Origin of the sequence: Actinomycetospora chibensis, from assembly GCF_028737215.1 — a bacterium.
GTDB lineage: Bacteria > Actinomycetota > Actinomycetes > Mycobacteriales > Pseudonocardiaceae > Actinomycetospora > Actinomycetospora chibensis.
The window spans coordinates 12,645-37,780 of sequence record NZ_JAQZAM010000034.1 but is presented as its reverse complement, the minus strand read 5'-3'; the positions used below and the strand labels follow the sequence as shown (position 1 = coordinate 37,780).

The window sequence follows — 25,136 nt, the reverse complement described above, 5'->3', positions numbered from 1 at the left end:
ACCCCGCCCTCGTGGATCGACCCCGACCGACAACCCCGACCCGGCGGACGATCCGCCATGGTCACCGCGTGATCGGCGCGCCCAGCAGTTCCCGGCACGGCCCGAGTCCGTCGACCTCGGCCGTCCAGGCGGGGCGCTGCCACGTCTCCGGCGTGAGCCGGCTGCGCATCAGCATTGCCGGGCGGCCGCGCCGGACGTGGTGCTCGACGCCGTCGGGCGTGTAGCCGAGATGCTCCGACACCCGACGCGAGGCGACGTTGTCGGCGAAGGCACTCGTCCGCGCCGCGCGGGCGCCGAGGTGGTCGAACGCGAGACCGACGACGGCGTGGCGCATCTCGGTCCCGAGTCCTCGGCCCTGGACCGACCGGGTCAGCCACGAGCCGCTGCGGACCTCGCCGAGGATGCCGAAGTCGGTCGCGGCGAGCGTCTGCATCCCGATGACCCGACCGGCGTCGCGGACGAGGAAGTTGACCGACCAGCGGGTCGGCTCGATCTCCGCGCGGCACCGCCACGCGTACTGGAGAATCCCTCGCGCGAAGCCCGGATTGCCGGCGTCGTCGGTCCACGGCTCGAGGAACGGCATCTCGTCGGCCGGGTGCACCCCGTCGATCGCGCGGTCGGCGAGTGCGGCGAGCCCGGCATCGTCGTCGGGACGCAGCTCGAGCCGCGGGGTGCGCACGACGAGGTCCGCGAGGGGCCAGTACCGGACAGGGTCGGGCGGATCGGACGCGAACATCCCGGCCATCCTGACCGTCCGCCGGAGACGGGTGTGGCGTTCTCGCGCGAGGTCTGGCATCACGGGGACCCGTGGCTGATCATGCGTGGCCCGGCGAGGTCGTCCGCGACGCCCTCGGTCTCGTGCTCGGACCCGACGAGGGGGGCGTGCCGGTCGAGGAGGTGGTCGGGCTCGCCCTGCGCCGCAACCCGCGGCGCGCCCACCTGCCCGTGTCCCGAGTGCTCGGCAAGCATCTCCCCACCGAACCAGGGCGGATGCGCGCGGCAGCGACCGACCTCGCCGACACGATCCGGCGATGTCTCGCGGCGACCGCGACCCCCGCCGGAGGCGCGCCCGTCGTGCTCGGGTACGCCGAGAACGCCACCGCCCTCGCCCACCTCGTCGCGGACGGGCTCGACGCCGACCACGTCGTACACACCACGCGGCGGGTCGTCGCCGGGGCGTCCGTGCTCGTCGCCCTCGACGAGCAGCACAGCCACGCGCCGCGGCACGTGCTCGTGCCCGACGACCCGGGGCGTTGGACCCCCGACCGGCCGCTGGTCCTCGTCGACGACGAGCTGACCACGGGCAGGACCGCCGCGACGACCCTGCGCGCCCTGCACCGCCTGCTCCCGCGCCGGCGCTACCTCGTCGCCACCCTGGCCGATCTGCGCGCGCACTCCGACGACGCCGTCGAGCGGGTCGCCGACGACCTCGGCGTGCGGATCGACGTCGTCGCGTCCGCCCGCTCGCGGCTCGACCCACCGGCCGACGTCCTCGACCGCGCCGCCCACCTGCTCCGGACCTGGGAGGACGGCACTGCCCGGCCCGAAGGGCGGGCCGAGACGGCGACCGTGCACCTCCCGCTCGACGGCGCGGCCGAGGGCGCGCGCCACGGGCTCGACCGCGACGGACGGGCTGCCCTGGAACGCGCGATCCCCGGAGCGGCCGCCAGGCTGGCCGACGCCCTCGGCCCCGGCCGCGTACTCGTGCTGGGCTGCGAGGAGCTCCACTACCTGCCCCTGCGCCTCGCCGAGACCCTGGCGGCGGGCGGCGCGGACGTCCACCTCGCCGCGACCACCCGCTCGCCGCTGGTGGCCTGCGACGTCGCCGGCTACCCGGTGCGGTCGGGCCTCGCGTTCGCCGCCCACGACGTCGCGCTCGGACACGCCCCCGAGCGCTACGCCTACGGGCTCGGGGCGCCCGGGCGGGGGCACTACGACACCGTCGTGCTCGTGGTGGACGCCGCCGCCCGGACGCCGGCGCTGCGCCGTCCCGACGGCCTGCTGGCCCGCCTGGGCGCGGTCACGACGCGGATCGTCGAGGCCGTGGTGCCGTGTCGGCGACCCGGGCCGGGGGGACCGCCCGCCCGCACGCGCCCGGCCGCCGCGCGCCGCGGTCCGGAGTTCGGCTCCTTCGCCCGTGACGAGGTGGGCTGGCTGCTCAGCGACCTGTCGGCCGTCGCCCTCGAGATGCCGACGGCCGAGCGGGAGGCGGCGCTCGGCAGCGGGCGGCTCCACTACTCGCAGACCCTGCCGCAGGAGCCCGCGCCCGCCCCGGAGTACGAGCGGGTGGTCGCCCGGGCGCTCGAGCGGTCCGCCGCACGGGTGGCCGAGACCGTCGGTGTCCTCGCCGACCGCGTGCTCGCGCTGCGCGGTCGTGGCGCGGTGCTGGTGTCCTTGGCCCGGGCGGGCACGCCGGTCGGGGTGCTGGTGCGCCGATGGGCCGCGCGGGTCCGCGGCGTCGTGCTGCCGCACTACGCGATGAGCGTGTTGCGCGGCCGGGGGCTCGACCGCGCGGCCCTCGACGCCCTGGTCGCGGCGCACGATCCGGCCGCGCTCGTCCTCGTCGACGCCTGGACGGGTGGGGGCGGCATCGTCGACGAGGTGGCCGCCGACCTCGCCCGCTACGCCCGCGAGACCGGCGTCGTCGTCGACCCGACGGTCGCGGTCCTCGCCGACCCCGCCCACCGGGCCACGCTGTACGGCTCACGCGAGGATCTCCTGGTGCCGCAGGCGTGCCTCAACGCGACGGTCGGCGGCCTCGTGTCGCGCACGGTCGACCGCCCGGACCTGCTGCCGCCGGGCAGCTACCAGGGCGCCACGTCGTACCCCGGGCTGGCCGGCGTCGACCGGACCGCGACCTTCCTCGACGCCGTCAGCGCGCACTTCCCGACCGGGCGGCCCCCCGCCTCGCCCCTGCCGTCCGACCCGGGCGACGACGCCCGGGGACCCCGGTACCTGGCCGCGCTCGCCGTCGACCTGGGGGTGACCGACCCGCGCCGCCTCCGTCCCGGCATCGGCGAGACGACCCGGGCGCTGCTGCGCCGCGACCCCGGAGCGGTCCACCTCGCTGCGGATGCCGGGCCGGACCTCGACCCCGTGCGCCACCTGTGCGCCGACCGCGGCGTCCCGATCCGTGCGCTGCCCGACCCGGTTGCCGGCCTCCGGTCGCCGTACCGCTGTGTCGGCGTCCTGCGGCCGTGGCGCGCGCGGTGAGCACGCTCGTCGCCACCGACCTCGACCGCACCCTCGTGCACTCGGCCCGCGCGGCCGGGCCGGAGGTGCCGGGTGACGTCCTGTGCCTCGAGCGCCGGCGGGGCGTGTCGACCGCGATGCTCACGCGCCGGACCGCCGCGACGCTGGTGGAGCTCGCGCGCCGCGCGACGTGGGTCCCGGCCACCACGCGCTCGGTCGCCGAGTTCCGCCACCTCGGCCTCGTGCCGGGGATCGGGCTCGGGGTCGGGCCCACCCCGCGGTACGCGGTCTGCGCGAGCGGCGGGGTCCTTCTGGTCGACGGCGCGCCCGACCCGGTGTGGGAGGCGCGGGTCCGCGAGCTGCTCGCCGACGGTGTGCCGGTCGCCGAGGCTGCCGACCTGTTCGCTCGCCACCTCGCGCGCCTCGCACCCGGGACGACGGGACCGGTGCGTGACGCCGACGGCGTCCTGCTCGTCGCCCGCGTGGCCGATCCGGCGGCCGATTGGCTCGACGACCTCGCGGCGGACTGCGGCGCACGGGGATGGCGGGTCGCGACGCACGGCGCGAAGGTCCACCTCCTGCCGGCGCGCCTGGACAAGAGCGTCGCGGTGGCCGAGGTCCGGGAGCGGGTGGCGGCCGCGCGGCTGCTCGCCGCCGGGGACTCGCCCCTCGATGCGGACCTGCTCCTCGCCGCCGACGACGGCGTCCAGCCCGCCGACGGGGCCCTGCACGCCGCGGGCTGGCACGCCGCGCACGTGGCCGTGACGCGCGGTGTCGGCCTCGCGGCGGGGGAGGAGATCGCCGCCTGGCTCCTGGCGCGGGCGAGTGAGGCGTGACCTCAGGCGAAGTGCGTGCGCGGCCGCTCCTGGGTGACGCCGTCGACGCTGACGTCGATGCGCTCGTCGTAGAACGCGATGAGGCCCGCGATGCGGACGACCGCGGCCGCGGGGTGGTCGTAGGACCACGCGAGGTCGTCGTGCCGCCCGGCGGGGGTGCGCACCGACCAGTACCGGCTGGTCACGCCCTTGTACGGGCAGGCGGTCGAGGTCGGCGAGCGTTCGAGACGCGTCGTGTCCACGGCCGTCGGGTCGAGGTAGGCGCGGGTGGGCAGGCCGGTCTCGAAGAGCAGGACCGGGGCGTCGGACTCGGCGAGCAGGACGCCGTCGAGCTCCACCCGCACGTGGCGCCGGGAGCGCAGCGCGTCGACCCGGACGTACGGGCTGCGCGGATGGACGTGGACCTCCTCGTCCTCCTCGAACCACGCGTCGAACGCCGACCAGGTCAGTGCGATCAACCCATCGACCTCCCGGTGCTCCGGGTCCGCCGCGAGCGCCGTAGGAGCGACGTCCGCGGCCGGCACGAGCCACCGCGGGTACCAGGGGTGCTCCCAGGAGTAGCGCGCCTCGAGGGTGTCGACGACGACCTGTCCGCCCAGCCGGGCCCGCACCCGTCGCGGGCACGGCTCGACGTGGCCGACCTCCACCGCCGGGCCGGGGTAGCCGGTCACCGTCGCACCGCCACGGTCGTCCCGGGGAAGCGGGCCTCCACGACGTCGCCGCGCTCCAGCGGGACCGCCCGGGTCAGCCCTCCGGTGATCACCAGATCGCCCTCGCGCAGCGCCTCGCCATGGCCCGCCAACTCGTGCTCGAGCCAGGCGACCGCGGCGTGCGGGTGGCCCATCGCGGCGTCCCCGCGGCCGGTCTCCTCGAGCGCCCCGTTCCGCCACAGCTCCACGGTGAGCGAGGCGAGGTCGCCCTCGACGGCGTCCCCGACGACGACTCCGGCGGCCGAGGAGCCATCGGCGGTGTTGGTCGCGAGGGTGAAGCGGTAGCCCCGCCACACGGAGTCGACGACCTCCAGCACCGCCCGCGCGGCGGCCGGGCGGCCGTCGGCGCCGACGACGATCCCGATCTCGGGCTCCACGCGCGGGTGGAGGAGGTCGGGCGGTACCGCGGTCCCGGGCGGGATGACCATCGAGTCCAGGAGCGGGCCGAGGTTGGGGGAGTCGACGCCCATCTGGGCGCGCATCACCGGCGACGTGTAGCCGAGCTTCCACCCGATCCGCCGCGCGCCACGGCCCTCCCGGAGCCCGGTCAGGGCGCGCTGGACCGCGTAGGCGGTCGGGAGGTCGAGCTCGTCCGGGGACGGGGCGTCGAGCAGCTCGCCGCTCCGGTGGGCGTCGTCGAGCCACGCCGCCCACGCGTGGACGTCCACGTCCCGGCCGGGGTGGGTGTGCGCCGCCACCGGCCGATCATCGCACTGCTGCGGTGGCCCGTGCGGCCGGCGCGGCCAGGTCGCGACCGTCACCGGCGGCTGCGACGCCCGAGCCCGAGGACCCCGACCGGTCGGCGTCGGCCTCCTGGTCGCCGACTCACCGTCCCCGTCCGCGCGGGTGACGATCTCCGGTCGTGCACGGCCGATCGTGAGATGCTTCCCTCGTGAGCACCCCGGGCCGACGTTCCGGCCCGGACGAGGGGCGGTCACCCGGGCCGCCGCCGGGCCTCCCGCAGGGCAGCACGCAGGGCCTCGACGACGAGGCCGACCGCTGGCTCATCGGCAAGGTCCGGGCCGGCGACCGGCATGCCTACGAGGAGCTCGTCCGCCGGCACCGCGACCGGATCTACCGGATCGCGCTGCGCATGCTCGGCAGCTCCGCCGACGCCGACGACGTCGCGCAGGACGTCGTCATCCAGCTCTGGACGGCCCTGTCGGGCTTCACCGGCGGCGCCGCCTTCACCACCTGGCTCTACCGCGTCGTCGTCAACCGCTGCCTGAACCACCGCCGGGGGCAGCGGCCCCACCAGGAGCTCTCCGACGCCGACCACCCCCCGGTCGCGGGCCCCGAGCGACAGGTCCTGGCCGGCGAGGAACTGCAGGCCGGGCTCCGGGCGATCGCTGCCCTGCCCGAGGACCAGCGCGTGCCGCTCGTGCTGGTGCAGCTCGAGGGACTGTCCTACCGGGAGGCCGCCACGGTGACGAAGACGACCGAGGCCACCGTCCGGGGACGGCTCGCCCGTGCCCGCGCGACGCTGATGTCCGAGATGAAGGACTGGACATGACCCAGGAGCGCACCCCCACCGGTGCCACGGTGCCGGCCTCGGGCCGCCTGCCCTGCGGACAGGACACCGACGCCCTCGTCGAGCAGGTGGCCGACGGCGCGGGCGACCAGCGCGACGCCCACCAGCGCAGCTGCCCGCACTGCCAGGCGGCGCTCGCCGAGTTCGAGCGGCTCTGGGCCCCGGTGCGCGCGGTGTCCGACCACCGCCCGCGGGCCCCCGAGGGCCTGCTCGACGAGGCGCTGCGCAGCATCCGAGGTGTCGCGGCCGACCCCGAGTTCGGCCGCATCGAGAGCGGCCGCGGCCGCACGCGGGTCAGCGCGCGGGTCGTCGTGGCCCTCGCGCGTCACCTCGCCTCCCGGGTTCCGGGGGTGCGCGTGGCGCTGAGCCGCCTCGTCGCCGCCGGCGAGGGTCCGGAGACGAGCGTGATCGACGGGCCCGGCCCGGAGGTGACGGCGGGCGTCGTCGGGGGCTCCACGGTCGTCGCGATCACGCTCGCCGCCGACTACGGGGAGGACCTCGAGGCGCTCGGGACGCGCATCCGGACGGTTGTGGCCGACGGCATCCGCGCCGTGACCGGCCTCGAGCCCGTCGCGGTGCAGGTGCACGTCGACGACGTGCTGCTCTAGCCGGCCGGATCTAGCCCGCCGGCCCGGCGCCCGGGTTGTGGCACCGGTCGCCCACCGGGCCGAGCACCGGCTTCACGTCCACCACCGGCGTGCCGTCGATCGCCTCCAGGTCGGACACCCGCAGCACGTCACCGTCGACCGCGAGGACGCGGACGTGGTGCAGGCCGAGCGGGTTCGGGCGGTCGGGGGAGCGGGTGGCGAACACCCCGGTCTCGGGGAGCGAGAGGTCACCGCGCGGGTGCACGGCGAGCACGTCGCGGTCGGCGCGGTCGAGCCAGGTGATGAGCAGGATCTCCTGGCCGACGACGAGGTCGCGCAGCGCCGGGACGAGGTCGGGCGCGAACCGCACGACGGCCTCGGGGCCGCCCTCGTCGCCCTGGCACGGGGCGTCACGGCGGTCGGTGAGGGTCGAGGAGACCCGGCCGAGCACGCGCAGGACAGGGGCCGTCGCACCGTCACCGCTCACCCGAGCACCGTAGGCCGGGCGGCCCCGGATCCGTACCCTGCGCAGGTGCCCCGCGTGACCTCACCCCGCGCCGAGGCCACGGCCGCGACGCGGGCGGGGCTGGTCGAGGCGGCCACCGAGCTCTTCGCCGCCCGGGGCTTCGCCGAGACGTCGATCGACGACGTCGCCGCCGTGGCCGGCATGACCAAGGGCGCGGTCTACCACCACTTCGCGGGCAAGGCGGCGCTCTTCGAGGCCGTGTTCTCGGCCCAGGAGACGGCGGTGCACGAGCGGCTGGGCGCAGCCCTCGACAGCGCACCGGACCAGCTCACCGGCGCCCGCGCCGCGCTCACGACGTTCCTCGAGGCCTGCACCGAGCCGACCTACGGGCCGATCGTCTTCCGCGACGGGCCGCTCGCGCTGGGGTGGCAGCGCTGGCAGGAGTGCGAGCGGGACTACGCCTACGCGCTCATCGCGCGGGTGCTCGAGGGGCTCGCGCGCGAGGGCCACCTGGCGCGCCCGCCGGGGGCGTCCTATCCGGCGGTCGTGCTCGGGATGCTCTCCAGCGCCGGCCAGCTGCTCGGCCAGGCGCCGCCCGCGCAGCACGCGGCGCTGCGCGAGGAGCTGCTCGGCTTCTTCGACCAGGTGCTGGCCGGGCTGACGGCCCGCACCTGACGCGCCGAACCTGACGGCGCCGAACCTGACGGCGCCGAGCCCTGACCGCGCCGAGCCCTGACCGCGCCGAGCCCTGATCGGCGCCCCGGGTCACGACCTCTAGGGCTGCGGCTCGCGCTCCTGGCGCAGGGCCACCGTCGTCCCCGCCGCCGTGTGCCGGATCGCGACGCTGTCGACGCTGCGGTGCATGAGCACGAAGCCCCGCCCCCGCGTCGCGTGCGATCCCGGGCCCGCGGGCGCTCGGTCCTCGGAGCCCTCCGACCAGTGCCCGTTGTCGGTGACCCGGACGTTCACCGCGTCGGCCTCGGCCCACAGCGTCAGCTCGACGGTGCCCTCGGCGTCCGCCGGGTAGGCGTGCTCGACGGCGTTCTCCACGGCCTCCGACACCGCGGTCAGCACCCGTTCCCGGGCCTCCTGCTCCAGGTCCAGTCCGGCCAGCCAGTCCCGTGCCTCGTGGCGCATCCGTTGGGCCTCGTCGGCCCGCGCGGGATGCACCACCCGCGCGAACTCCACCGCGTCCGTCATCTCTCGTCCCCCGCCCGAGTCGTCCCCTGCGAACCGCAGGCAAGCGTTCGATCACCACGTGTCATCGCGGCCCGGCATGCCCACGGTGACGGGTCGATCACTCCGAGGTCGACCGTCGATCTCGTGAACGGTGCGTGACGCGCGATCGACGGGTGAACGGTCCGCCGACGTCCGGCGCCGGGGCGCCGACCGGGGGAAACACTCGCTCGGCATCCGGGCGAACGGATCTCGCGCATCCGGGCTCAGGGCTTCAGGAGCGCGTCCGAGACGATCTTTCGCTGGATCTCCGAGGTGCCCTCGAAGATGGTCGTGAGGCGCGCGTCGCGCCAGTAACGCTCGACGGAGTGCTCGGTGGTGTAGCCGTTGCCGCCGAAGATCTGCAGGGCGTCGCTCGTGACGCGTTCCGCGGTCTCCGAGGCGAAGAGCTTGGCCGACGACGCCGCGACGTCGCCGCCGGGCGCGCCCTCGTCGAGCAGCCACGCGGCCTGCCACCACAGCGTCCGCGCGGCGTCGACGGCCGAGGCCATGTCGGCGAGCCTGTGCCGCAGCGCCTGCTGGTCGGCGATCGGATGGCCGAACTGCTCGCGGCGGCGGCTGTAGGCCACGGCGTCCTCGAGGGCGCCACGCGCGAGCCCCACGGCACGGGCCGCCGTCTGCACCCGCGCGGTACCCAGCCACCGGAGGCTGTCCTTGAAGCCCTGGCCCTCGTCCTGGCCGGTGTCCTGCAGCGCGTCGGCCGGCAGGCGCAGGCCCTCGAGCTGCAGCTCCCAGGTCGTGAGCCCGAAGTAACCGATCTTGTCGATGGGCGTCCCGGTCACGCCGTCGGGGAAGCACCCGCGCTCCTTGGGGACGAGGAAGAGCTCGAGGCCGTCGGAGCGGCTCTCGCCCTCGCGCGGCGGGCGGGTCCGGGCGAGCAGGTGCAGGAAGTCGGCGGAGCGGGCATGGCCCACCCAGCGCTTCGTGCCGTCGACGACCCAGCCGTCACCGTCGCGCCGCGCGGTGCACTCGACGCCCGCGAGGTCCGACCCCGCGTGGGGCTCGGAGAAGGCGATCGCCCCGATGTAGCGGCCCGCGGCGCTGGCGCGCAGCAGCTCGGCGCGATGCTGCGGATCGGGCGAGGCGCAGCCGGTGCCGTTGCCGCGGGCGATGATGCTGCCGACGCTCATCCAGGCGCGGGCGAGCTCCTCGGAGACCAGGCAGTACTCGACCACCCCGAGGCCCAGCCCACCGTGCTCGGCGTCGACGAGGATCCCGAAGAGCCCCAGCTCGCCCATCCGGTCGAGCAGCGACTGCGGGATGTCCTCGCGGCGTGGATCGAGCTCGTCGGCGACGGGCAGGACCTCCTCCATCGCGAACGCGCGCGCGGTGTCCTGCAGGGCGCGGCGCTCCGGGGTGAGCAGCGGCGCCGCCACCGGCGCCTCGGTGCGCACCTCGTCGAGGCCCCGGCGCTTCCAGGTCGGGCTCTGTCCGTCACTCACGCCGTCGCTCACGCACCCGCCCCCGTGGCGTCGACGCAGAGCGTCCAGAGCGCGGCCCGGGCCTGGGGGGTCTCCCCGCCGCGGGGCAGGTAGTGGGTCGGGCGGGGAGCGCGGTCGTGCCAGAACACGCCGGTGCTGTGTCCCGGCTCGGCGGCCGCCTGCAGCCACACCACGGTGTCGGCGCCCTGCGCCTCGGTGCGCAGCAGGGGACCGGTGACGCGGTGGAAGCCGGGCATGGAGCTCGCGACGCCAGGGGTGTCGGCCCAGCCCGGGTGCATGCTGTGCACGACCGTGCCGTCACCGGCGAGGTCGTCGGCGAGCAGCTCGGCGAGCACCACCTGCATCCGCTTGGTGCGGGCGTAGGCCGCCCCGCCCGAGTACGTGCCCTGGCGGAACTCGGGGTCGTCGATGTGCAGGGCGGCGGTGTACATGCCGCCGGAGGAGACGAACACGACCCGCGACGGGGCGATGGGGCTCGCGCCGGCGCGCAGCACGGGGCGCAGCTCGCGGGTGAGCAGGAACGGCCCGAGGACGTGCGTGGCGAGCGCCGTCTCGTGGCCCTCCGCGGTCTCGGTGCGCTCGGGGGGCATCACGCCGGCGTTGTGGACGAGGCCGTGCACCGCGGCCTCGCGGTCGCGCACCTCGGCCGCGTAGCGCCGGACGTCGGCCAGGGAGGACACGTCGCAGACCGCGACGTCGACGGCGGCGCCCGGGTGGTCGGCGCGCACCGCGGCGGCCGTCTCCTCGCCCCGCTCCGGGTTCCGCACCACCATCTCCACGCGCGCGCCGAGGGCGACGAGGCCGCGGACGGTGGCGGCGCCCAGGCCGCCGCCGGCGCCGGTCACGAGGATCGTGCGCCCGGAGAGGCACCCGGACGGCAGCGTCGACCAGCCCGTCCGCCGCACGGTGTACCCCAGACGGGAGTAACCGGGCACCACCAATCGGTCCAGCGCGGCGTCGACGAGGCGGGGGAGCTGCACGACCCGCAGGTTACGCACGTGGGCCGTGCACGGCCCGGAAGGTCACCAACCTCTCAGGGGGGACAGACCGTCCCCGCCTGGGGCAGGACACCGTCGCGCAGGTAGCCGCCGACCGCGTCCCGGATGCAGGGCGTCGCCGGGTAGGCGCCGTGCCCGGCGCCGAGCCAGGTGACGAGCGTGGCCGAGCCCAGCTGCGTCGTGACCCGCTCCGAGCCCGCGAGCGGGGTCACCGGGTCGCCGCGGGTGCCGACGACGAGCGACGGCGGGCCGGCCGCGGGGCCCACCTCGGGCGCCTCGGTGGGCACCGGCCACGACCCGCACAGCAGGGCGTCGTGGGCGAAGTACGCCCCGAAGAGCGGGTCGGCGGCGCGGGCCCGTTCGGCGTCCGTCGCGACCTGGTCGGGCGTCGGGCGCTCCACGGTGTCGTTGCAGGTCATGAGCACGCCGGCGTCGAAGCCCCCGCCGTCGACCTCGAGCGGCGCGAGCAGGCCGAGGACCCCCGCCGGGTCGCCCTGGCCCGCCGACGCGATCGCGGTCGCGAGCCCGGGCCACCGCGACGGCTCCGCGAGGCCCGTGACCAGCGCTCGGGTGACCGTCCCGTCGGTGACGCGGCGGCCGTCCGCGCCGGTCAGGGGCGCTGCCCGCACGTTCATGAGGATGCCGGCGACGACGCCCGCCGGGTCCGGTCCGAGCGGGCAGTCCGGGCGCGCGGTGCAGTCGGACGAGAACGCGGTGAGCGCCTCGCGGGCGGCGGCGGCGCGCTCGCGGGCGCGCTGGGAGAACGTCGTGGTGGGGTCGGCGACGCCGTCGAGCACCGTGCGGCCCACCGACGCCGGGTAGCGGCGCGCCCAGGCGGCGAGGACGCCCGCGCCGTCGCCGACCGCGACGACGTGGAGCCGGTCGACCCCGAGCGTGATCCGGACCTCCTCGAGGTCCTCGGCGTCGACGCCCGTGCGGTAGTCGGTGAGGGCGTTCTCGAGCACCTGGGTGCAGGTGCGCGCCGCGGTGGTCGCGGTCTCGCGCAGCGGGGCGAGGGCCACCGGGTCGGCGGCGAGCGGGTCGGAGTCGACCAGGGCCTCGCGCGTGCTGGGCGTGATGCAGTCGACCGGCTCGGAGTTGCCGGTGCCGCGCAGGTCCACCCCGTAGAGCGCGGTCCCCGCGAGCATCGGGGCGGGCGCGCTCGCGGCGAGCCGCACGGCCCGCTCGGAGCCGGTCGGTCCGCCGGCGTCGCCGACCACCGCGACCGCGACGGGCCCGCCCGGGGGCACGGGGCCGACCGTCACCTGCAGCACCCCGACCTCGGCACGCGACGAGCCCCCGCCGCGGCCGCCGACCGGCACGCTCTGGCACCCGAAGCGCAGGTCCCGCCCGCCGAGGGCGGCGGCGCCCATCGAGGTCCGGATCTCGGAGGTGCAGTCGGTGAACCCGGCGGGCGCCGCGGGCGCGGGCAGCAGCGGGGGCAGCAGGGACGGCGGCGGTCCGGGCAGCGCGGTCTCCGGAGCGGGCACCGGGATCATCGGGTCGTCCACCCGGGTGGCGACGGGCGGGCGCTGCGACGGCCCCACCGCGCACGCCCCGAGCATCAGGGCGGCGACCAGCAGGAGGACGACCTTGGGCACGAGGCCGACGGCAGCCCGGGTCGTCGGACGGGGCACGCAGCGCTCCTCGCGATCTGATCTCCGGATCGGACTCCGGGAGTCTGACTCCCGGGGGCGGTGCCCGGTGTGAGGGGGCGGCCTGCGCGGCATGATGCCCTCGTGGACCTGCCCGTCATGCCGCCCGTGTCCCCGATGCTGGCCAAGGCCGTGGCGGAGATCCCCGCCGGGCAGCGGTACGAGCCCAAGTGGGACGGCTTCCGCTCGGTGATCTTCCGCGACGGCGACGAGGTCGAGATCGGCAGCCGCAACGAGAAGCCGATGACGCGCTACTTCCCGGAGCTCGTCGAGGCGTTCACCGCGGCGCTGCCGCCGCGCTGCGTCATCGACGGCGAGATCGTCGTGGTCGACGCCGAGGGGACCGGGCTCGACTTCGAGGCGCTGCTGCAGCGGGTGCACCCCGCCGCCTCGCGGGTGCGCAGGCTCGCCGTCGAGACCCCGGCGCACTTCGTCGCGTTCGACCTGCTCGCCCTCGGCGACCACGACCTCACCGGGCGGCCCTTCACCGAGCGCCGCGAGCGCCTGGCCGAGGTCGTCGGCGGGCTCGAGCGTCCCGACGTGCACCTCACGCCGATGACCGAGGACGTCGACACCGCCCGCGACTGGTTCGAACGCTTCGAGGGCGCGGGCCTGGACGGTCTGATCGCGAAGAAGGCCGACCTGACCTACCAGCCCGACAAGCGGGTCATGAGCAAGATCAAGCACGAGCGCACCGCCGACTGCGTCGTCGCGGGCTACCGGGTGCACAAGTCGGGGCCCGACGCCGTCGGCTCGCTGCTGCTCGGGCTGCACACCGAGGACGGGTCGCTGCAGAGCATCGGCGTCATCGGGGCGTTCCCCATGGCGAAGCGCCGCGAGCTCTTCGCCGAGCTCCAGCCGCTCGTGACCTCCTTCGAGGGCCACCCCTGGGCGTGGGCCGCGCAGGAGGAGGGCACGCGCACCCCGCGCGAGGCCGAGCACAGCCGGTGGAACGCGCAGAAGGACCTGTCGTTCGTGCCGCTGCGCCCCGAGCGCGTGGTGGAGGTCAAGTACGACCACATGGAGGGCGTCCGCTTCCGGCACACCGCGCAGTTCAAGCGCTGGCGCCCCGACCGCGACCCGGCGTCGTGCACGTTCGAGCAGCTCGAGCGCCCGGTGCGGTTCGACCTCGCCGAGGTGCTCACCGCTCGTTGATCCGCCGAAGCGGGTCGACTCTCAGCGCTCCTCCGTCGCGTCGTCCGTCGCCACCGGCGGTGGCCGCTCGTGAGAGCCGCTACTGCACCCGGGCCGGCGTCGGCGCCGAGGTGGCGTCGAGCTCGAGACGCACGGCCGTGGGCAGGGCGGACACCGCGAAGGCCTCGCGGGCCCGGGCGAGGACCCGGCCGTCGAGGTCGGCCCACACGTCGCGGACGTCGGTGCCCTCGACGAGCGTGAGGGACAGGCGCAGCGCCGGCTTCTGCGGGGTGCCGACGAGGCGGGCGCGGGCGCGGCTCACGCCGTCGATGAGCTCGGCGTCGTGACGCACGGCGTCGCAGATCGCGGCGTGCTCGACGGTGAGGCGCTCACCCGGCAGCTCGGAGAGCGAGACGTCCGGGCGCGGCTCGGGACGCAGCGAGCGCAGCGTCCACCACAGGCCGATCAGGAACAGCACGACGCCGATGCCGATGGCGATCCACCGGGCGGCGGTGGCGTGCGCGGACGCCCACTCGACGATCAGCGGGTCGATCACCGGGCGCTGGGCGCGGAAGCTCCCGAACACCCCGAACCCGACCAGCAGGGCGAGCACCGACGCGGCGACGAGGACGAGGCCGAGGACCGTGGTCAGGGTGCGGTCGCCGCCGGCGGAGCGGGCGACGGCGGCACGCGAGCGGCGGCTCACTTGACCCCCTTGGTGGTGGTGACCGACACCGCGACGCGCGGGCGCCGGGCGAGCGGCAGGCGGGCCAGCGTCGTCTCGACGAGGTCGCGCAGGGTGGCGCGCACCTCCTCGGCGGGGTCGAGGGTGGCGGCCTTGACGGTGACCTTCTTGGCCGACGCCACGACCGACGCCGACACGACCTCGTCGTGCGCCCGCACCTCGTGGCCGACGGCCCGGGCGATCGAGCGCGGCGACGTCGTCACCGTGACCTCGGGGACCGGGTCGGCGAGGAAGACGTCGTGGCGGCGGGCGACGAGCCCGAGGATCAGCACGAACAGCCCGACGATGCCGACGACGACCGCGGCGGCGCGGACACTGCCCGACTGCCATGTCAGGCCCTCGGCGGCGGCCAGCCACGTCGGCCACGGCACGATCAGGGGGCTGGAGGTCGGCGAGACCCAGAGCGTCACCGTCTCGACCACCACCGCCAGGCCGACGACGGCCAGCAGGAGGCCGAGCAGCGGCGCGAGCACGCGCAGGAGCAGGCGCACTTCTCACTCCGTCCGGGAGGTCGGGGTCCGGGGGATCGCCCGGGCGGCGGGGTCGGTGAGGGCGGAGACGCCGATGTCGAGCGAGCGGACGCGGTAGGGCGTGAGGGCCTGCACGCGCTCGCGGACGTGGTCGCGCACCGCGGCGGCGCTGTCGGTGATGCGGGCCGGGTAGGCCAGCGGCACCTCCAGGCGCAGGTCGACCTGCTCGCCGTACCCGGACACCTTGGCGCTGGTGCCGGACTCGCCGAGGTCCAGTCCGGCCAGCCTGCGCTGGGTGCGCACGGTGCCGGCGGTGTGGTCCGCGGCGTACTCCGCGATCTTGCGGACGACGGAGAGCGCGACGTCCAGGCGCCCGCGCTCCGCGGCCTCCTCGCTGCCGGCCAGGGCCACAGCGGTGCCGGGCGCCGGGTCTGTGCCCCGCGTCGTCTCGGTGAGGGGCACCGTGCCGGAGCGCGCCACGGGCGTGGTCGGGGCGTCACCCGTCGCCTGGTCCGGCGTGGCGCTCGAACCCTCGGTCGGGGTGCTCATCGGTCGCGGCCGCGCCCGACGAACTGGTTGACGTCGAGCTCGCCGTCGAGCACGCGGCCCACGACGAAGCCCAGGATCCCCAGCACGAGGGCGATGAAGAAGCCCTGCAGGCCGCCGGCGGCGGCCGCCACGCCCAGGATGAGGCCGACGAACATGCCGGCACGGGTGGCGCTCATGACCACTACCTCCACGATGTGCGCCGCCCCGCGCTGCGCGGGGCGGGAAAGGATCTAGAGCACGCGGGCGGACCCGCGGCGGGGGTCGTACCGGCGTGCGAGGCGACGGCCCATCCGCCCGAGGCGGGCGAGCCGGCGGTCGGACACGGCGACGATCGGCGCGTCGAAGCGGGGATCGTCGTCCCCACCCGGCGCCTGCCGCAGCCTCGTCCGGAACAGGGCGAGGCCCTCGCGGAAGGCGGCCGGGTCACCGCCGACGTCGGGGTGGTGCGTGCGCACGAAGGCGCGCAGCTCCGCCCGGACGTCGACGGACGACGGGACGTTCATTCCGGCAGCTCCATGTCGGTGACGATCACGTCGACCCGCCGGGACCCGTGGGCCCGGGCGACGATGCGCCGCAGCTCCGCCGCCGTCTTCTCGACGGGGGCGCCGTAGTGCAGGACCACGGCGATCCGGTCGGGCTCGTCGCCCTCGCCCAGCACGATGCCGGGCAGGCGACGTCCGGGCAGGTAGCTCGCCACCGTCCCGTAGGGACCGCCCGAGAGGGCGGCGACGCCCGGGTGGGCGAGCAGCTCCTCGGCGATCCGTTCGGGCAGCGGCCCGAGACCGGGTGCCTCGGGAGTCCCCGGGGCGACGGCGGTACCGCTCGGGTGGGCGGACCGCCGGGAGTCGGGAGTGCTCACTCGACGCGGGTGCTGGGCTGCTGCGCCGCCTGCTGCCCCGAGTCGTCGTCGCTGTCGTCGCCCGGCATGTGGATGTCGTTGACGGCGATGTTGACCTCGATGACCTCGAGACCCGTCATCTGCTCGACGGCGGCGATGACGTTGCGGCGCACCGCGCGGGCCAGCTCGACGATGCCGGCGCCGTACTCCACGACGATGTCGAGGTCGATCGCGGCCTGCTTCTCGCCGACCTCGACCTGCACGCCGGCGGCCTGCGAGGTGCCGCTGCCGCCGGGGATGCGCTCGCGGATCGCGCCGAAGGCGCGGGAGACACCGCCGCCCATCGAGTAGACGCCGGAGACGTCGCGCGCGGCGATGCCGGAGATCTTCTGGACCACGCCGGAGGCGATGGTCGTCTTGCCCTGCCCCGTGTCGTCGGCGAGACGGGCCGGGGTGCTGCCGGTCCCGGTCCGACCGCTCGACACGGCTGCGGCCTCGGAGCCGGTGGCGGTGCTGGGGCTCTGCGTCATGGTGGGGCGCTCCCTGGTGCGCGTCGCTGGGAAGGATCCCTGGAGGGATCTCTGAAGGGATCTCTACGGACCGGACGACCCGATCGTCTGCCGATCCGATACCCGTGGGACCCGCCAGCGGCCGGGTCGTCATGGATCGTCACCCGAAAGAACCACAAAGGTGACCGGCGTCTCCTAGTGAGGGCGACCGCGGAGCTGATAGCGCAGGAGAAGCCCGTCGTCGTGGGCGACGACCGACGCGAGGTGCAGCGGCCGGGGACCACCCGCTCCGGCGCCGGCGACGATGCGTCCCGCGGCCCCGCCCTCGAGCTGCGGCGCGAGGCTCAGGCACAGCTCGTCGACGCGGCCGGCGTCCAGCAGCGCACCGAACAGCCCCGGCCCGCCCTCGCACAGCACGCGGGACAGACCCCGGTCGACGAGGGCGGCGACCACCGCGTCGGGGGTGGAGCCGGGATCACCGCCGACGTCGACCACCTCGGCCCCCGCACCGGCGAGGGCGCTGCGCGTGGTGTCGGGCGCGGTGTCCGGCGCGGAGCCGGTGAGGAGCACGAGGGGGGCGACGGCGGTGTCGGTGAACAGGGGTGACGCCGGGTCGAGGTCCCCGCGGGTGCTGACGACGGCGATCGGCGGCACCGGCGCCTGGCCGCGCGCCCGCCGCCGGGCCTCGCGCTCGGGAGAGGTGCGCGCGCCGCGGTAGCCCTCGGCGCGCACGCTGCCCGCGCCGACCAGGATCACGTCGGCGAGCTCGCGCAGCAGACCGAAGACCGTCCGGTCCCCGGGGGCCTCGAGCCCGGAGGAGACGCCCTCGACGGCGACGGCCCCGTCCGCGCTGGCGACGAAGTTGACGCGCAGTACGCCCTCGGGGTGGGCGTAGAGCTCGGCGAGGGCGTCGCGGTCCAGCTCCCTCCCGGGTGCGGCCAACGGGCTCGTGCCCTCGAGGGGCCAGACCAGCCTCACCGGGTCTTCCTCACTGGGTCTTCTGCCGCAGCTCGTCGATCGCCCGCGAGGCCTCCGACTTGTTCAGTCCCTTCGGCGGCTCCTCGCCCGCCTGCTGGGCCAGGGTCTCGAGGTAGCTGGCCTGCGGACCGGTCATGGGCTCGTCCGGTGACCCAGTCGGTGGTGGGGCGCTCCTGGCGCGAGAGGTCGGGCTGCCCGTCACCGCCCGTGCCGTTCCCGCCGTCGCCGCCGGACGGGGTCACCGAGCCCTGCAGCCGCTCGATCTCGTCGGACGCCTGCGCCTTGGTCAGCCCGGTCGGGGGCTCCTCGCCGGCCTGGTGCGCGAGCGTCTCGAGGTAGCTGGCCTGGGGACCGGTCATGGGCTCGTCGCCGGTGACCCAGTTCGCGTTGTCCTTCTCGGCGGAGGACGTGGTGGACGGATCGGTGCCCTGCTGCTTGACCTCGTGCGGGTCGGTCACGGAACTCTCCTCATGGGACGTGGAGCATGGGACGTGGAGCTGCTCGAACAGGCGTTCGATGCCCCGGTTACCCCGTCGCGACACGCGAACACCTCGGGCCCCGTGCCCCACTCAGGTCCGGATCATGACCGGCCCCGCCGAACGGGACGAGCCCGGCCGGCTCCGGCCCCTGACCCCACCCTGATCAGCCCCGAGGCACCCGCTGTCGGGTGTCACCCGGACGGTGGCAGCGCCGTACCGCTCGGTAACGCCCCTTGGCGTCCCGGTGTGTCGCCCGGCAGACTTACCGGCGTGTCGGGATCGATCACGAGGGCGGCGGGCTCAAGGGGTCGCCAGGCCTCGCCGCGCTCTCCGGGCGAGGTCGCCGCGGCCGGGATGCCCGGCCGCGACCCCTACGGCGCCACGGACAGGCGTTCCAGACGCTGAACGGCGTCACGGGGGCGGCCGACGACGCGGCGTCGTAGACACCGTGACGATCGGTTGCCGCCACGTGGCGATGAGCACTCTTTCGGAGGCGTCCACCCCGTGCGCTGCGGCGGCGGCGGAGGTTAACGTCAGGTTGCCCCTCCGGTCGTCCACCGCCGACCGGTGCGCCGGGCTGTCTCCGGGGTGAGCGTCACGCTCCCCAACCCATGTCCACCCCCGCCGGGCGACCGGCGACCACCACCTGCACGCGAGAACGATGGGAGGGGCCACGTGGCTGAGACCGGACGCGTTGCGCAGCGGACGGGGACCCTCGCGAAGGGCCGTCCGGCCGAGGGCCTCTACGACCCCGCCTTCGAGCACGACGCCTGCGGCGTCGCCTTCGTCGCCGACATCGCGGGGCGTCGCGACCACCGGACGGTCAGCCGCGGCCTCACGGCCCTCATCAACCTCGAGCACCGGGGTGCCCGGGGCGCCGAGCCGAACACCGGTGACGGCGCGGGCATCCTGATCCAGGTCCCGGACGGGCTCTACCGCCCCCTGCTGGCCGAGACCGGCGTCGAGCTCCCGCCCGCCGGCCGCTACGCGGTCGGCAACGCGTTCCTGCCCGCCGACGCCGACCCCGCGGACCTCGAGGTGATCGTCGCGCACGTCGCCGCGGAGGAGGGCCTCGAGGTCCTCGCCTGGCGCGAGCTGCCCGTCGACCCCGACCGGGCCGGCATCGGCCCCACCGCGCGGGCGGTCATGCCGCGCTTCCGCCAGCTGTTCGTGGGCCTGCCGCCCGAGGTGGACCACGTCGTCGACACGCCGAACGCCGGCGACGACGACGCGGGCATCGTCCTGACCCTCGAGCGGCGCGCCTTCGCCCTGCGCAAGCGCGTCGAGCACGAGTCGCGCACCGCGGGCGTCGAGACCTACTTCCCGAGCCTGTCCGGACGCACCGTCGTCTACAAGGGGATGCTCGCCGAGGAGCAGGTCGAGCCGTTCTTCGCCGATCTCGCCGACGAGCGCACCACCAGCTCGATCGCGCTGGTGCACAGCCGCTTCTCCACCAACACGTTCCCGGCGTGGAGCCTCGCGCACCCGTACCGCTACCTCGCGCACAACGGCGAGATCAACACGCTGCGCGGCAACCGCAACTGGATGGCTGCGCGCGAGTCGATGCTCGCCACCGGCGCGTTCGGCGAGGCCGAGCTCGACCGGCTCTTCCCGATCGTCACGCCGGACGCCAGCGACTCGGCGACCTTCGACGAGGTGCTCGAGCTGCTCCACCTCGGCGGCCGCTCGCTGCCGCACGCCGTGCTGATGATGATCCCCGAGGCGTGGGAGAACCACGCCGAGATGGACACCGCCCGGCGTGCCTTCTACCGCTACCACTCGACGCTGATGGAGGCCTGGGACGGCCCGGCGCTCGCGGCGTTCACCGACGGCTCGGTGATCGGCGCGGTGCTCGACCGCAACGGCCTGCGTCCCGCCCGCTACTGGGTCACCGAGGACGGCCTCGTCGTCCTGGGCTCCGAGGTCGGCGTCCTGGACATCGACCCGTCGACGATCGTGCGCAAGGGCCGCCTCGAGCCGGGCCGCATGTTCCTCGTCGACACCGTCGGACGGCGGATCGTCGACGACGACGAGATCAAGGGCGAGCTCGCCGCCGAGCACCCCTACGACGAGTGGCTGCACGCCGGGATGGTCGAGCTCGCCGACCTGCCGTCGCGCTCCCGCGACAAGTTCGACCGCCACGTGCTCGTGCGCCGCCAGCAGACCTTCGGCTACACCGGCGAGGAGGTCTCGCTGCTGCTGCGCCCGATGGCGCAGAGCGGGGCCGAGGCCACGGGCTCGATGGGCAACGACGCCCCGCTCGCCCCGTTCTCCTCGCGCAGCCGCGTGCTGTTCGACTACTTCATCCAGCTCTTCGCGCAGGTCACCAACCCGCCGCTGGACGCCTACCGCGAGGAGCTCGTCACCTCGCTGCAGGTGCACCTCGGGTCGGAGACCAACCTGCTCGACGCCTCGCCCGCGTCGTGCCGGCGCGTCGTGCTGCCGATGCCGGTGGTGGACGACGACGAGCTCGCGCAGCTCGCCGGGATCAACGACGACGGCGACATGCCCGGCTTCGCGCCGTACCTCGTGTCCGGGCTCTACGACGTCGCGGGCGGCGGGGACGCGCTGCGCGCCCGGCTGACCGAGATCCGCGAGGAGGTCTCCGCGGCCGTCGAGGACGGCGCCCGCGTGATCATCCTGACGGACCGCCACTCCGACGCCGACCACGCGCCGATCCCGTCACTGCTGCTCACCGGCGCGGTGCACCACCACCTCGTCCGCGAGAAGACCCGCACGCGCGTCGACCTCGTTGTCGAGGCCGGCGACGTCCGCGAGACCCACCACGTCTCGCTGCTGCTGGGCTACGGCGCGAGCGCGGTGAACCCGTACCTCGCGCTGGACACGGTGGACGACCTCATCGACCGCGGCGTCATCACCGGCGTCACCTCCGGCACCGCGACCCGCAACGTGGTCGAGGCGCTGGCCAAGGGCGTGCGCAAGGTGATGAGCAAGATGGGCGTCTCGACGGTCGCGTCGTACGTCGGCGCCCAGATCTTCGAGGCCATCGGGCTGGGTACCGAGGTCGTCGAGGACTGCTTCGCCGGCACCACCTCCCGCCTGGGCGGCGTGGGCTACGACGTCCTCGCCGAGGAGGTCGCGATCCGCCACCGGCAGGCGTGGCCGGCCGACGGCGTGCGCCCCGACCACCGCGAGCTCGCCGTCGGCGGCGAGTACCAGTGGCGCCGCGAGGGCGAGCTGCACGTGTTCAACCCGCACACGGTGTTCAAGCTGCAGCACTCCACGCGCACCCAGAACTACGACACGTTCAAGGAGTACACCCGCGCCGTCGACGAGCAGAGCTCGCGGCTGATGACGCTGCGCGGGCTCTTCGGCTTCAAGGACGGCGCCGACACCGGCCGCACCCCGGTGCCGATCGACGAGGTCGAGCCGGTCTCCGAGATCGTCAAGCGCTTCAACACCGGCGCCATCTCCTACGGGTCGATCTCGCAGGAGATGCACGAGGTCCTCGCGATCGCGATGAACCGTCTCGGCGGGCGCTCGAACACCGGCGAGGGCGGCGAGGACCCCGGCCGCTTCACCCGCGACCCCAACGGCGACTCGCGGCGCTCGGCGGTCAAGCAGGTCGCGTCCGGGCGCTTCGGCGTCACGAGCGAGTACCTCGTCAACTCCGACGACATCCAGATCAAGATCGCGCAGGGCGCCAAGCCGGGCGAGGGCGGCCAGCTGCCCGGCCACAAGGTCTACCCCTGGATCGCGAAGACCCGGTACTCCACGCCGGGCGTCGGGCTGATCTCGCCGCCGCCGCACCACGACATCTACTCGATCGAGGACATCGCCCAGCTCATCCACGACCTCAAGAACGCCAACCCGCGGGCGCGCGTGCACGTCAAGCTCGTCTCGCAGGTGGGTGTCGGCACGGTCGCGGCGGGGGTGTCCAAGGCGCACGCCGACGTCGTCCTGATCTCCGGGCACGACGGCGGCACCGGCGCCTCGCCGCTGAGCTCGATCAAGCACGCGGGCGGGCCCTGGGAGCTCGGCCTCGCCGAGACCCAGCAGACGCTCCTGGCCAACGGCCTGCGCGACCGGATCGTCGTGCAGACCGACGGCCAGCTCAAGACCGGCCGCGACGTCGTCATCGCCGCGCTGCTCGGCGCCGAGGAGTTCGGCTTCGCGACGGCGCCGCTCGTGGTCTCGGGCTGCATCATGATGCGCGTCTGCCACCTCGACACCTGTCCGGTCGGCGTCGCGACCCAGAACCCGGTGCTGCGCCAGAAGTTCGACGGCAAGGCCGAGTACGTCGTGGCGTTCATGGAGTTCGTCGCCCAGGAGGTGCGCGAGCACCTGGCGGCGCTGGGATTCCGGAGCATCTCCGAGGCCATCGGGCACACCGACGTCCTCGACACACGGGCCGCGGAGTCGCACTGGAAGGCCGAGGGGCTCGACCTCTCGCCGGTCCTGCACCGCCCCGACCTGCCCCCGGCCACCGTGCTGCACCAGGCGGTGCCCCAGGACCACGGCCTGGAGAAGGCTCTGGACCACACGCTGATCCAGCTCGCCGAGGGCGCGATCGCCGACGGTACGCCGGTGCGCCTGGAGCTCCCGGTGCGCAACGTCAACCGGACCGTCGGCACCATGCTCGGCTCCGAGGTCACCCGGCGCTGGGGCGGCGCGGGCCTGCCCGACGACACCATCGACATCACGTTCACCGGCTCGGGCGGGCAGTCGTTCGGGGCGTTCCTGCCGCGCGGCGTGACCATGCGCCTCATCGGCGACACCAACGACTACTTCGGCAAGGGCCTCTCGGGCGGGCGGCTCTCGGTGCGCCCGCACCCCGACGCCCCGTTCGTCGCCGAGCAGAACATCGTGGCCGGCAACGTCATCCTCTACGGCGCCACCGCCGGCGAGGCGTTCCTGCGCGGCAAGGTCGGCGAGCGCTTCTGCGTCCGGAACTCCGGCGCCGTGGCGGTCGTCGAGGGCGTCGGCGACCACGGCTGCGAGTACATGACCGGCGGGCGTGCGGTGATCCTCGGACCGACCGGGCGCAACTTCGCCGCGGGCATGTCCGGCGGGATCGCCTACGTGCTCGACCTCGTCGAGGGCCGGGTGAACCACCAGATGGTGGAGCTCGAGGTCGTCGGCTCCGACGACCTCGCCGAGCTGCGCACGATGGTGGAGAGGCACTACGCGCTCACCGACTCGGCCGTGGCCCACGCCCTGCTGACCGACTGGGACGCCGCCGGACCGCGCTTCACCAAGGTGATGCCGACCGACTTCAAGCGGGTCCTCGAGGCCACCGCCGACGCCGAGCGCGACGGCCGCGACGTGAACGAAGCGATCATGGAGGCCGCTCGTGGCTGATCCCCGTGGATTCATGACCACCGGCCGGGAGCTCCCCCGCCGCCGGCCGGTCGACATCCGGATCCGTGACTGGCACGAGGTCTACGAGGAGCTCAACCCGACGACGCTGCGCAAGCAGGCCGGGCGCTGCATGGACTGCGGCATCCCGTTCTGCCACCAGGGCTGCCCGCTCGGGAACATGATCCCCGAGTGGAACGACCTGGTGTGGCGCGACGACTGGGCCGAGGCCATCGAGCGCCTCCACGCCACCAACAACTTCCCCGAGTTCACCGGCACGCTCTGCCCGGCGCCGTGCGAGTCGGCCTGCGTGCTCGGCATCAACTCCGACCCCGTGACGATCAAGCAGGTCGAGATCGAGATCATCGACCGCGCCTGGGACGAGGGGTTCGTCCGCCCGCAGCTGCCCGAGGTCAAGACCGGGAAGTCGGTCGCCGTCGTCGGTTCCGGGCCCGCGGGGCTCGCCGCCGCGCAGCAGCTCACGCGCGCCGGGCACGACGTCACCGTCTACGAGCGCGCCGACCGCATCGGCGGGCTCCTGCGCTACGGCATCCCCGAGTTCAAGATGGAGAAGAAGCGCCTCGACCGCCGTCTCGAGCAGATGGTCGCCGAGGGGACGCGGTTCTTCGCGGGCGTCGAGGTCGGGGGCCCGGCCGAGGGCGACCTGTCGGTCGAGAAGCTGCGCGCCGAGCACGACGCCGTCGTGCTCTCCGTCGGCGCCACCGCCTGGCGGGACCTCCCGATCACCGGTCGCGAGCTCACCGGCATCCACCAGGCGATGGAGTACCTGCCTCCGTCGAACAAGGTCCAGCAGGGCGACTACGAGCGCTCGGTCATCGACGTCGAGGGCACGCACGTCGTGGTCATCGGCGGTGGCGACACCGGCGCCGACTGCGTGGGCACCGCCCACCGCCAGGGCGCCGCGTCGGTCACCCAGCTCGAGATCATGCCGATCCCGCCGTCGGAGCGGCCGAACGCCAACCCGTGGCCGACCTACCCGATGATCTTCCGGGTGTCGTCGGCGCACGAGGAGGGCGGCGAGCGTCTGTTCTCGGTGAACACCGACGAGTTCCTGGGCGACGAGCACGGCCACGTGCGCTCGCTGCGGCTGGTCGACGTCGAGCGCGTCGACGGGCGCTTCGTGCCGGTCGAGAACAGCGAGCGGGAGATCCCGGCCGACTTCGTCTTCCTCGCGATGGGCTTCCTCGGCCCGCAGAAGGAGGGCCTGCTCGACAGCCTCGGCGTCGAGTACGACGACCGGGGCAACGTGCGCCGCGGCGACGACTACCAGAGCTCGGTGCCCGGGGTGTTCGCCGCGGGCGACGCCGGGCGCGGGCAGTCGCTCATCGTGTGGGCGATCGCCGAGGGGCGCTCGGCCGCCGCGGGCGTCGACGCCATGCTCACCGGCCGCGACGTCCTGCCCCGCCCGATCAACCCGACCGACCGCCCCCTGGGCTAGCGC

At 75.0% G+C, this 25,136-nt stretch carries 25 protein-coding genes and 1 pseudogene; 8 read left to right on the top strand and 18 right to left on the bottom strand.

The genetic code is table 11. The features are described from left to right. Positions 1–61 precede the first annotated feature (61 nt). Positions 62–736 (bottom strand): GNAT family N-acetyltransferase, encoded by a 675-nt coding sequence (locus PH189_RS29235; RefSeq protein ID WP_274192386.1) that lies wholly within the window; start codon positions 734–736, stop codon positions 62–64. 71 nt (positions 737–807) lie between these two features. On the opposite strand from PH189_RS29235, the gene PH189_RS29230 reads away from it, so the two are divergent. Both PH189_RS29230 and PH189_RS29225 read left to right on the top strand, forming a co-directional pair. After that, entirely contained in the window at positions 808–3,213 is a 2,406-nt protein-coding gene (locus PH189_RS29230; RefSeq protein ID WP_274192385.1) for a phosphoribosyltransferase domain-containing protein, read from the top strand. Continuing rightward, positions 3,210–4,028 (top strand): HAD family hydrolase, encoded by an 819-nt coding sequence (locus PH189_RS29225; protein WP_274192384.1) that lies wholly within the window; start codon positions 3,210–3,212, stop codon positions 4,026–4,028. Before PH189_RS29230 ends, PH189_RS29225 begins: the two co-directional genes overlap by 4 nt. A 2-nt stretch (positions 4,029–4,030) precedes the next feature. On the opposite strand, the gene PH189_RS29220 is transcribed toward PH189_RS29225, so the two are convergent. Together PH189_RS29220 and PH189_RS29215 are read right to left on the bottom strand one after the other, a co-directional pair. Beyond that, complete coding sequence (locus PH189_RS29220) at positions 4,031–4,699, bottom strand: DUF427 domain-containing protein (protein ID WP_274192383.1); 669 nt, start codon at positions 4,697–4,699, stop codon at positions 4,031–4,033. Continuing rightward, entirely contained in the window at positions 4,696–5,436 is a 741-nt protein-coding gene (locus PH189_RS29215) for a 2-keto-4-pentenoate hydratase (protein ID WP_274192382.1), read from the bottom strand. The genes PH189_RS29220 and PH189_RS29215 overlap by 4 nt, the downstream gene beginning before the upstream one ends. 194 nt (positions 5,437–5,630) lie before the next feature. Between PH189_RS29215 and PH189_RS29210 the strand changes: the two genes are divergently transcribed. Next, positions 5,631–6,251, top strand: a complete 621-nt coding sequence (locus PH189_RS29210) for an RNA polymerase sigma factor (protein ID WP_274192381.1) — start codon at positions 5,631–5,633, stop codon at positions 6,249–6,251. Beyond that, positions 6,248–6,877, top strand: coding sequence for an Asp23/Gls24 family envelope stress response protein (locus PH189_RS29205; protein WP_274192380.1), 630 nt, complete (start codon positions 6,248–6,250; stop codon positions 6,875–6,877). Before PH189_RS29210 ends, PH189_RS29205 begins: the two co-directional genes overlap by 4 nt. 10 nt (positions 6,878–6,887) lie before the next feature. Here PH189_RS29205 and tsaA read toward each other — a convergent pair whose 3' ends face one another. Further along, on the bottom strand, positions 6,888–7,343 hold the full coding sequence (tsaA, locus tag PH189_RS29200) for a tRNA (N6-threonylcarbamoyladenosine(37)-N6)-methyltransferase TrmO (protein WP_274192379.1): 456 nt from the start codon (positions 7,341–7,343) through the stop codon (positions 6,888–6,890). A gap of 54 nt (positions 7,344–7,397) precedes the next feature. On the opposite strand from tsaA, the gene PH189_RS29195 reads away from it, so the two are divergent. Further along, positions 7,398–7,997, top strand: a complete 600-nt coding sequence (locus PH189_RS29195) for a TetR/AcrR family transcriptional regulator (protein WP_274192378.1) — start codon at positions 7,398–7,400, stop codon at positions 7,995–7,997. Positions 7,998–8,096: 99 nt separating this feature from the next. Here PH189_RS29195 and PH189_RS29190 read toward each other — a convergent pair whose 3' ends face one another. From PH189_RS29190 to PH189_RS29175, 4 genes are all read right to left on the bottom strand, one after another. Further along, positions 8,097–8,522 (bottom strand): ATP-binding protein, encoded by a 426-nt coding sequence (locus PH189_RS29190; RefSeq protein WP_274192377.1) that lies wholly within the window; start codon positions 8,520–8,522, stop codon positions 8,097–8,099. A 242-nt stretch (positions 8,523–8,764) separates the two neighbouring features. Beyond that, a complete protein-coding gene (locus tag PH189_RS29185) occupies positions 8,765–10,000 on the bottom strand; it encodes an acyl-CoA dehydrogenase family protein (RefSeq protein ID WP_274192376.1) in 1,236 nt (411 codons plus the stop codon). An 8-nt stretch (positions 10,001–10,008) separates the two neighbouring features. Continuing rightward, positions 10,009–10,980 (bottom strand): SDR family NAD(P)-dependent oxidoreductase, encoded by a 972-nt coding sequence (locus tag PH189_RS29180; RefSeq protein WP_274192375.1) that lies wholly within the window; start codon positions 10,978–10,980, stop codon positions 10,009–10,011. 53 nt (positions 10,981–11,033) lie between these two features. Next, positions 11,034–12,635, bottom strand: coding sequence for an alpha/beta hydrolase (locus tag PH189_RS29175; RefSeq protein WP_274192374.1), 1,602 nt, complete (start codon positions 12,633–12,635; stop codon positions 11,034–11,036). Between the two features lie 102 nt (positions 12,636–12,737). Here PH189_RS29175 and PH189_RS29170 point away from each other — a divergent pair, with 102 nt between their 5' ends. Then, a complete protein-coding gene (locus tag PH189_RS29170) occupies positions 12,738–13,808 on the top strand; it encodes an ATP-dependent DNA ligase (protein ID WP_274192373.1) in 1,071 nt (356 codons plus the stop codon). A 79-nt stretch (positions 13,809–13,887) separates the two neighbouring features. Here PH189_RS29170 and PH189_RS29165 read toward each other — a convergent pair whose 3' ends face one another. From PH189_RS29165 to PH189_RS29120, 10 genes and pseudogenes are all read right to left on the bottom strand, one after another. Further along, the gene (locus tag PH189_RS29165; protein WP_274192372.1) at positions 13,888–14,493 is read right to left on the bottom strand and encodes an Asp23/Gls24 family envelope stress response protein; all 606 of its coding nucleotides are present in this window, start codon (positions 14,491–14,493) and stop codon (positions 13,888–13,890) included. After that, on the bottom strand, positions 14,490–15,023 hold the full coding sequence (locus tag PH189_RS29160; protein ID WP_274192371.1) for a DUF6286 domain-containing protein: 534 nt from the start codon (positions 15,021–15,023) through the stop codon (positions 14,490–14,492). The genes PH189_RS29165 and PH189_RS29160 overlap by 4 nt, the downstream gene beginning before the upstream one ends. Before the next feature lie 3 nt (positions 15,024–15,026). After that, on the bottom strand, positions 15,027–15,551 hold the full coding sequence (locus PH189_RS29155; RefSeq protein WP_274192370.1) for an Asp23/Gls24 family envelope stress response protein: 525 nt from the start codon (positions 15,549–15,551) through the stop codon (positions 15,027–15,029). Next, positions 15,548–15,727 (bottom strand): hypothetical protein, encoded by a 180-nt coding sequence (locus tag PH189_RS29150; RefSeq protein WP_274192369.1) that lies wholly within the window; start codon positions 15,725–15,727, stop codon positions 15,548–15,550. The genes PH189_RS29155 and PH189_RS29150 overlap by 4 nt, the downstream gene beginning before the upstream one ends. 54 nt (positions 15,728–15,781) lie before the next feature. Beyond that, positions 15,782–16,054, bottom strand: coding sequence for a hypothetical protein (locus PH189_RS29145; RefSeq protein WP_274192368.1), 273 nt, complete (start codon positions 16,052–16,054; stop codon positions 15,782–15,784). Continuing rightward, a complete protein-coding gene (locus PH189_RS29140; protein WP_274192367.1) occupies positions 16,051–16,410 on the bottom strand; it encodes a hypothetical protein in 360 nt (119 codons plus the stop codon). Before PH189_RS29140 ends, PH189_RS29145 begins: the two co-directional genes overlap by 4 nt. Beyond that, positions 16,407–16,919: an Asp23/Gls24 family envelope stress response protein gene (locus PH189_RS29135; RefSeq protein WP_274192366.1), complete on the bottom strand. Its 513-nt coding sequence runs from the start codon at positions 16,917–16,919 to the stop codon at positions 16,407–16,409. Before PH189_RS29135 ends, PH189_RS29140 begins: the two co-directional genes overlap by 4 nt. Before the next feature lie 174 nt (positions 16,920–17,093). Then, positions 17,094–17,876, bottom strand: a complete 783-nt coding sequence (locus PH189_RS29130; RefSeq protein WP_274192365.1) for a pyrimidine reductase family protein — start codon at positions 17,874–17,876, stop codon at positions 17,094–17,096. Positions 17,877–17,886: 10 nt separating this feature from the next. Next, complete coding sequence (locus PH189_RS29125) at positions 17,887–18,012, bottom strand: DUF3072 domain-containing protein (RefSeq protein ID WP_337994206.1); 126 nt, start codon at positions 18,010–18,012, stop codon at positions 17,887–17,889. A gap of 112 nt (positions 18,013–18,124) precedes the next feature. Further along, positions 18,125–18,334 (bottom strand): annotated as a pseudogene (locus PH189_RS29120) (DUF3072 domain-containing protein); the annotation flags it as partial. A 696-nt stretch (positions 18,335–19,030) separates the two neighbouring features. On the opposite strand from PH189_RS29120, the gene gltB reads away from it, so the two are divergent. Both gltB and PH189_RS29110 read left to right on the top strand, forming a co-directional pair. Further along, positions 19,031–23,677, top strand: coding sequence for a glutamate synthase large subunit (gltB, locus tag PH189_RS29115; RefSeq protein ID WP_274192364.1), 4,647 nt, complete (start codon positions 19,031–19,033; stop codon positions 23,675–23,677). Beyond that, entirely contained in the window at positions 23,670–25,133 is a 1,464-nt protein-coding gene (locus tag PH189_RS29110; protein WP_274192363.1) for a glutamate synthase subunit beta, read from the top strand. The genes gltB and PH189_RS29110 overlap by 8 nt, the downstream gene beginning before the upstream one ends. Positions 25,134–25,136 lie beyond the last annotated feature (3 nt).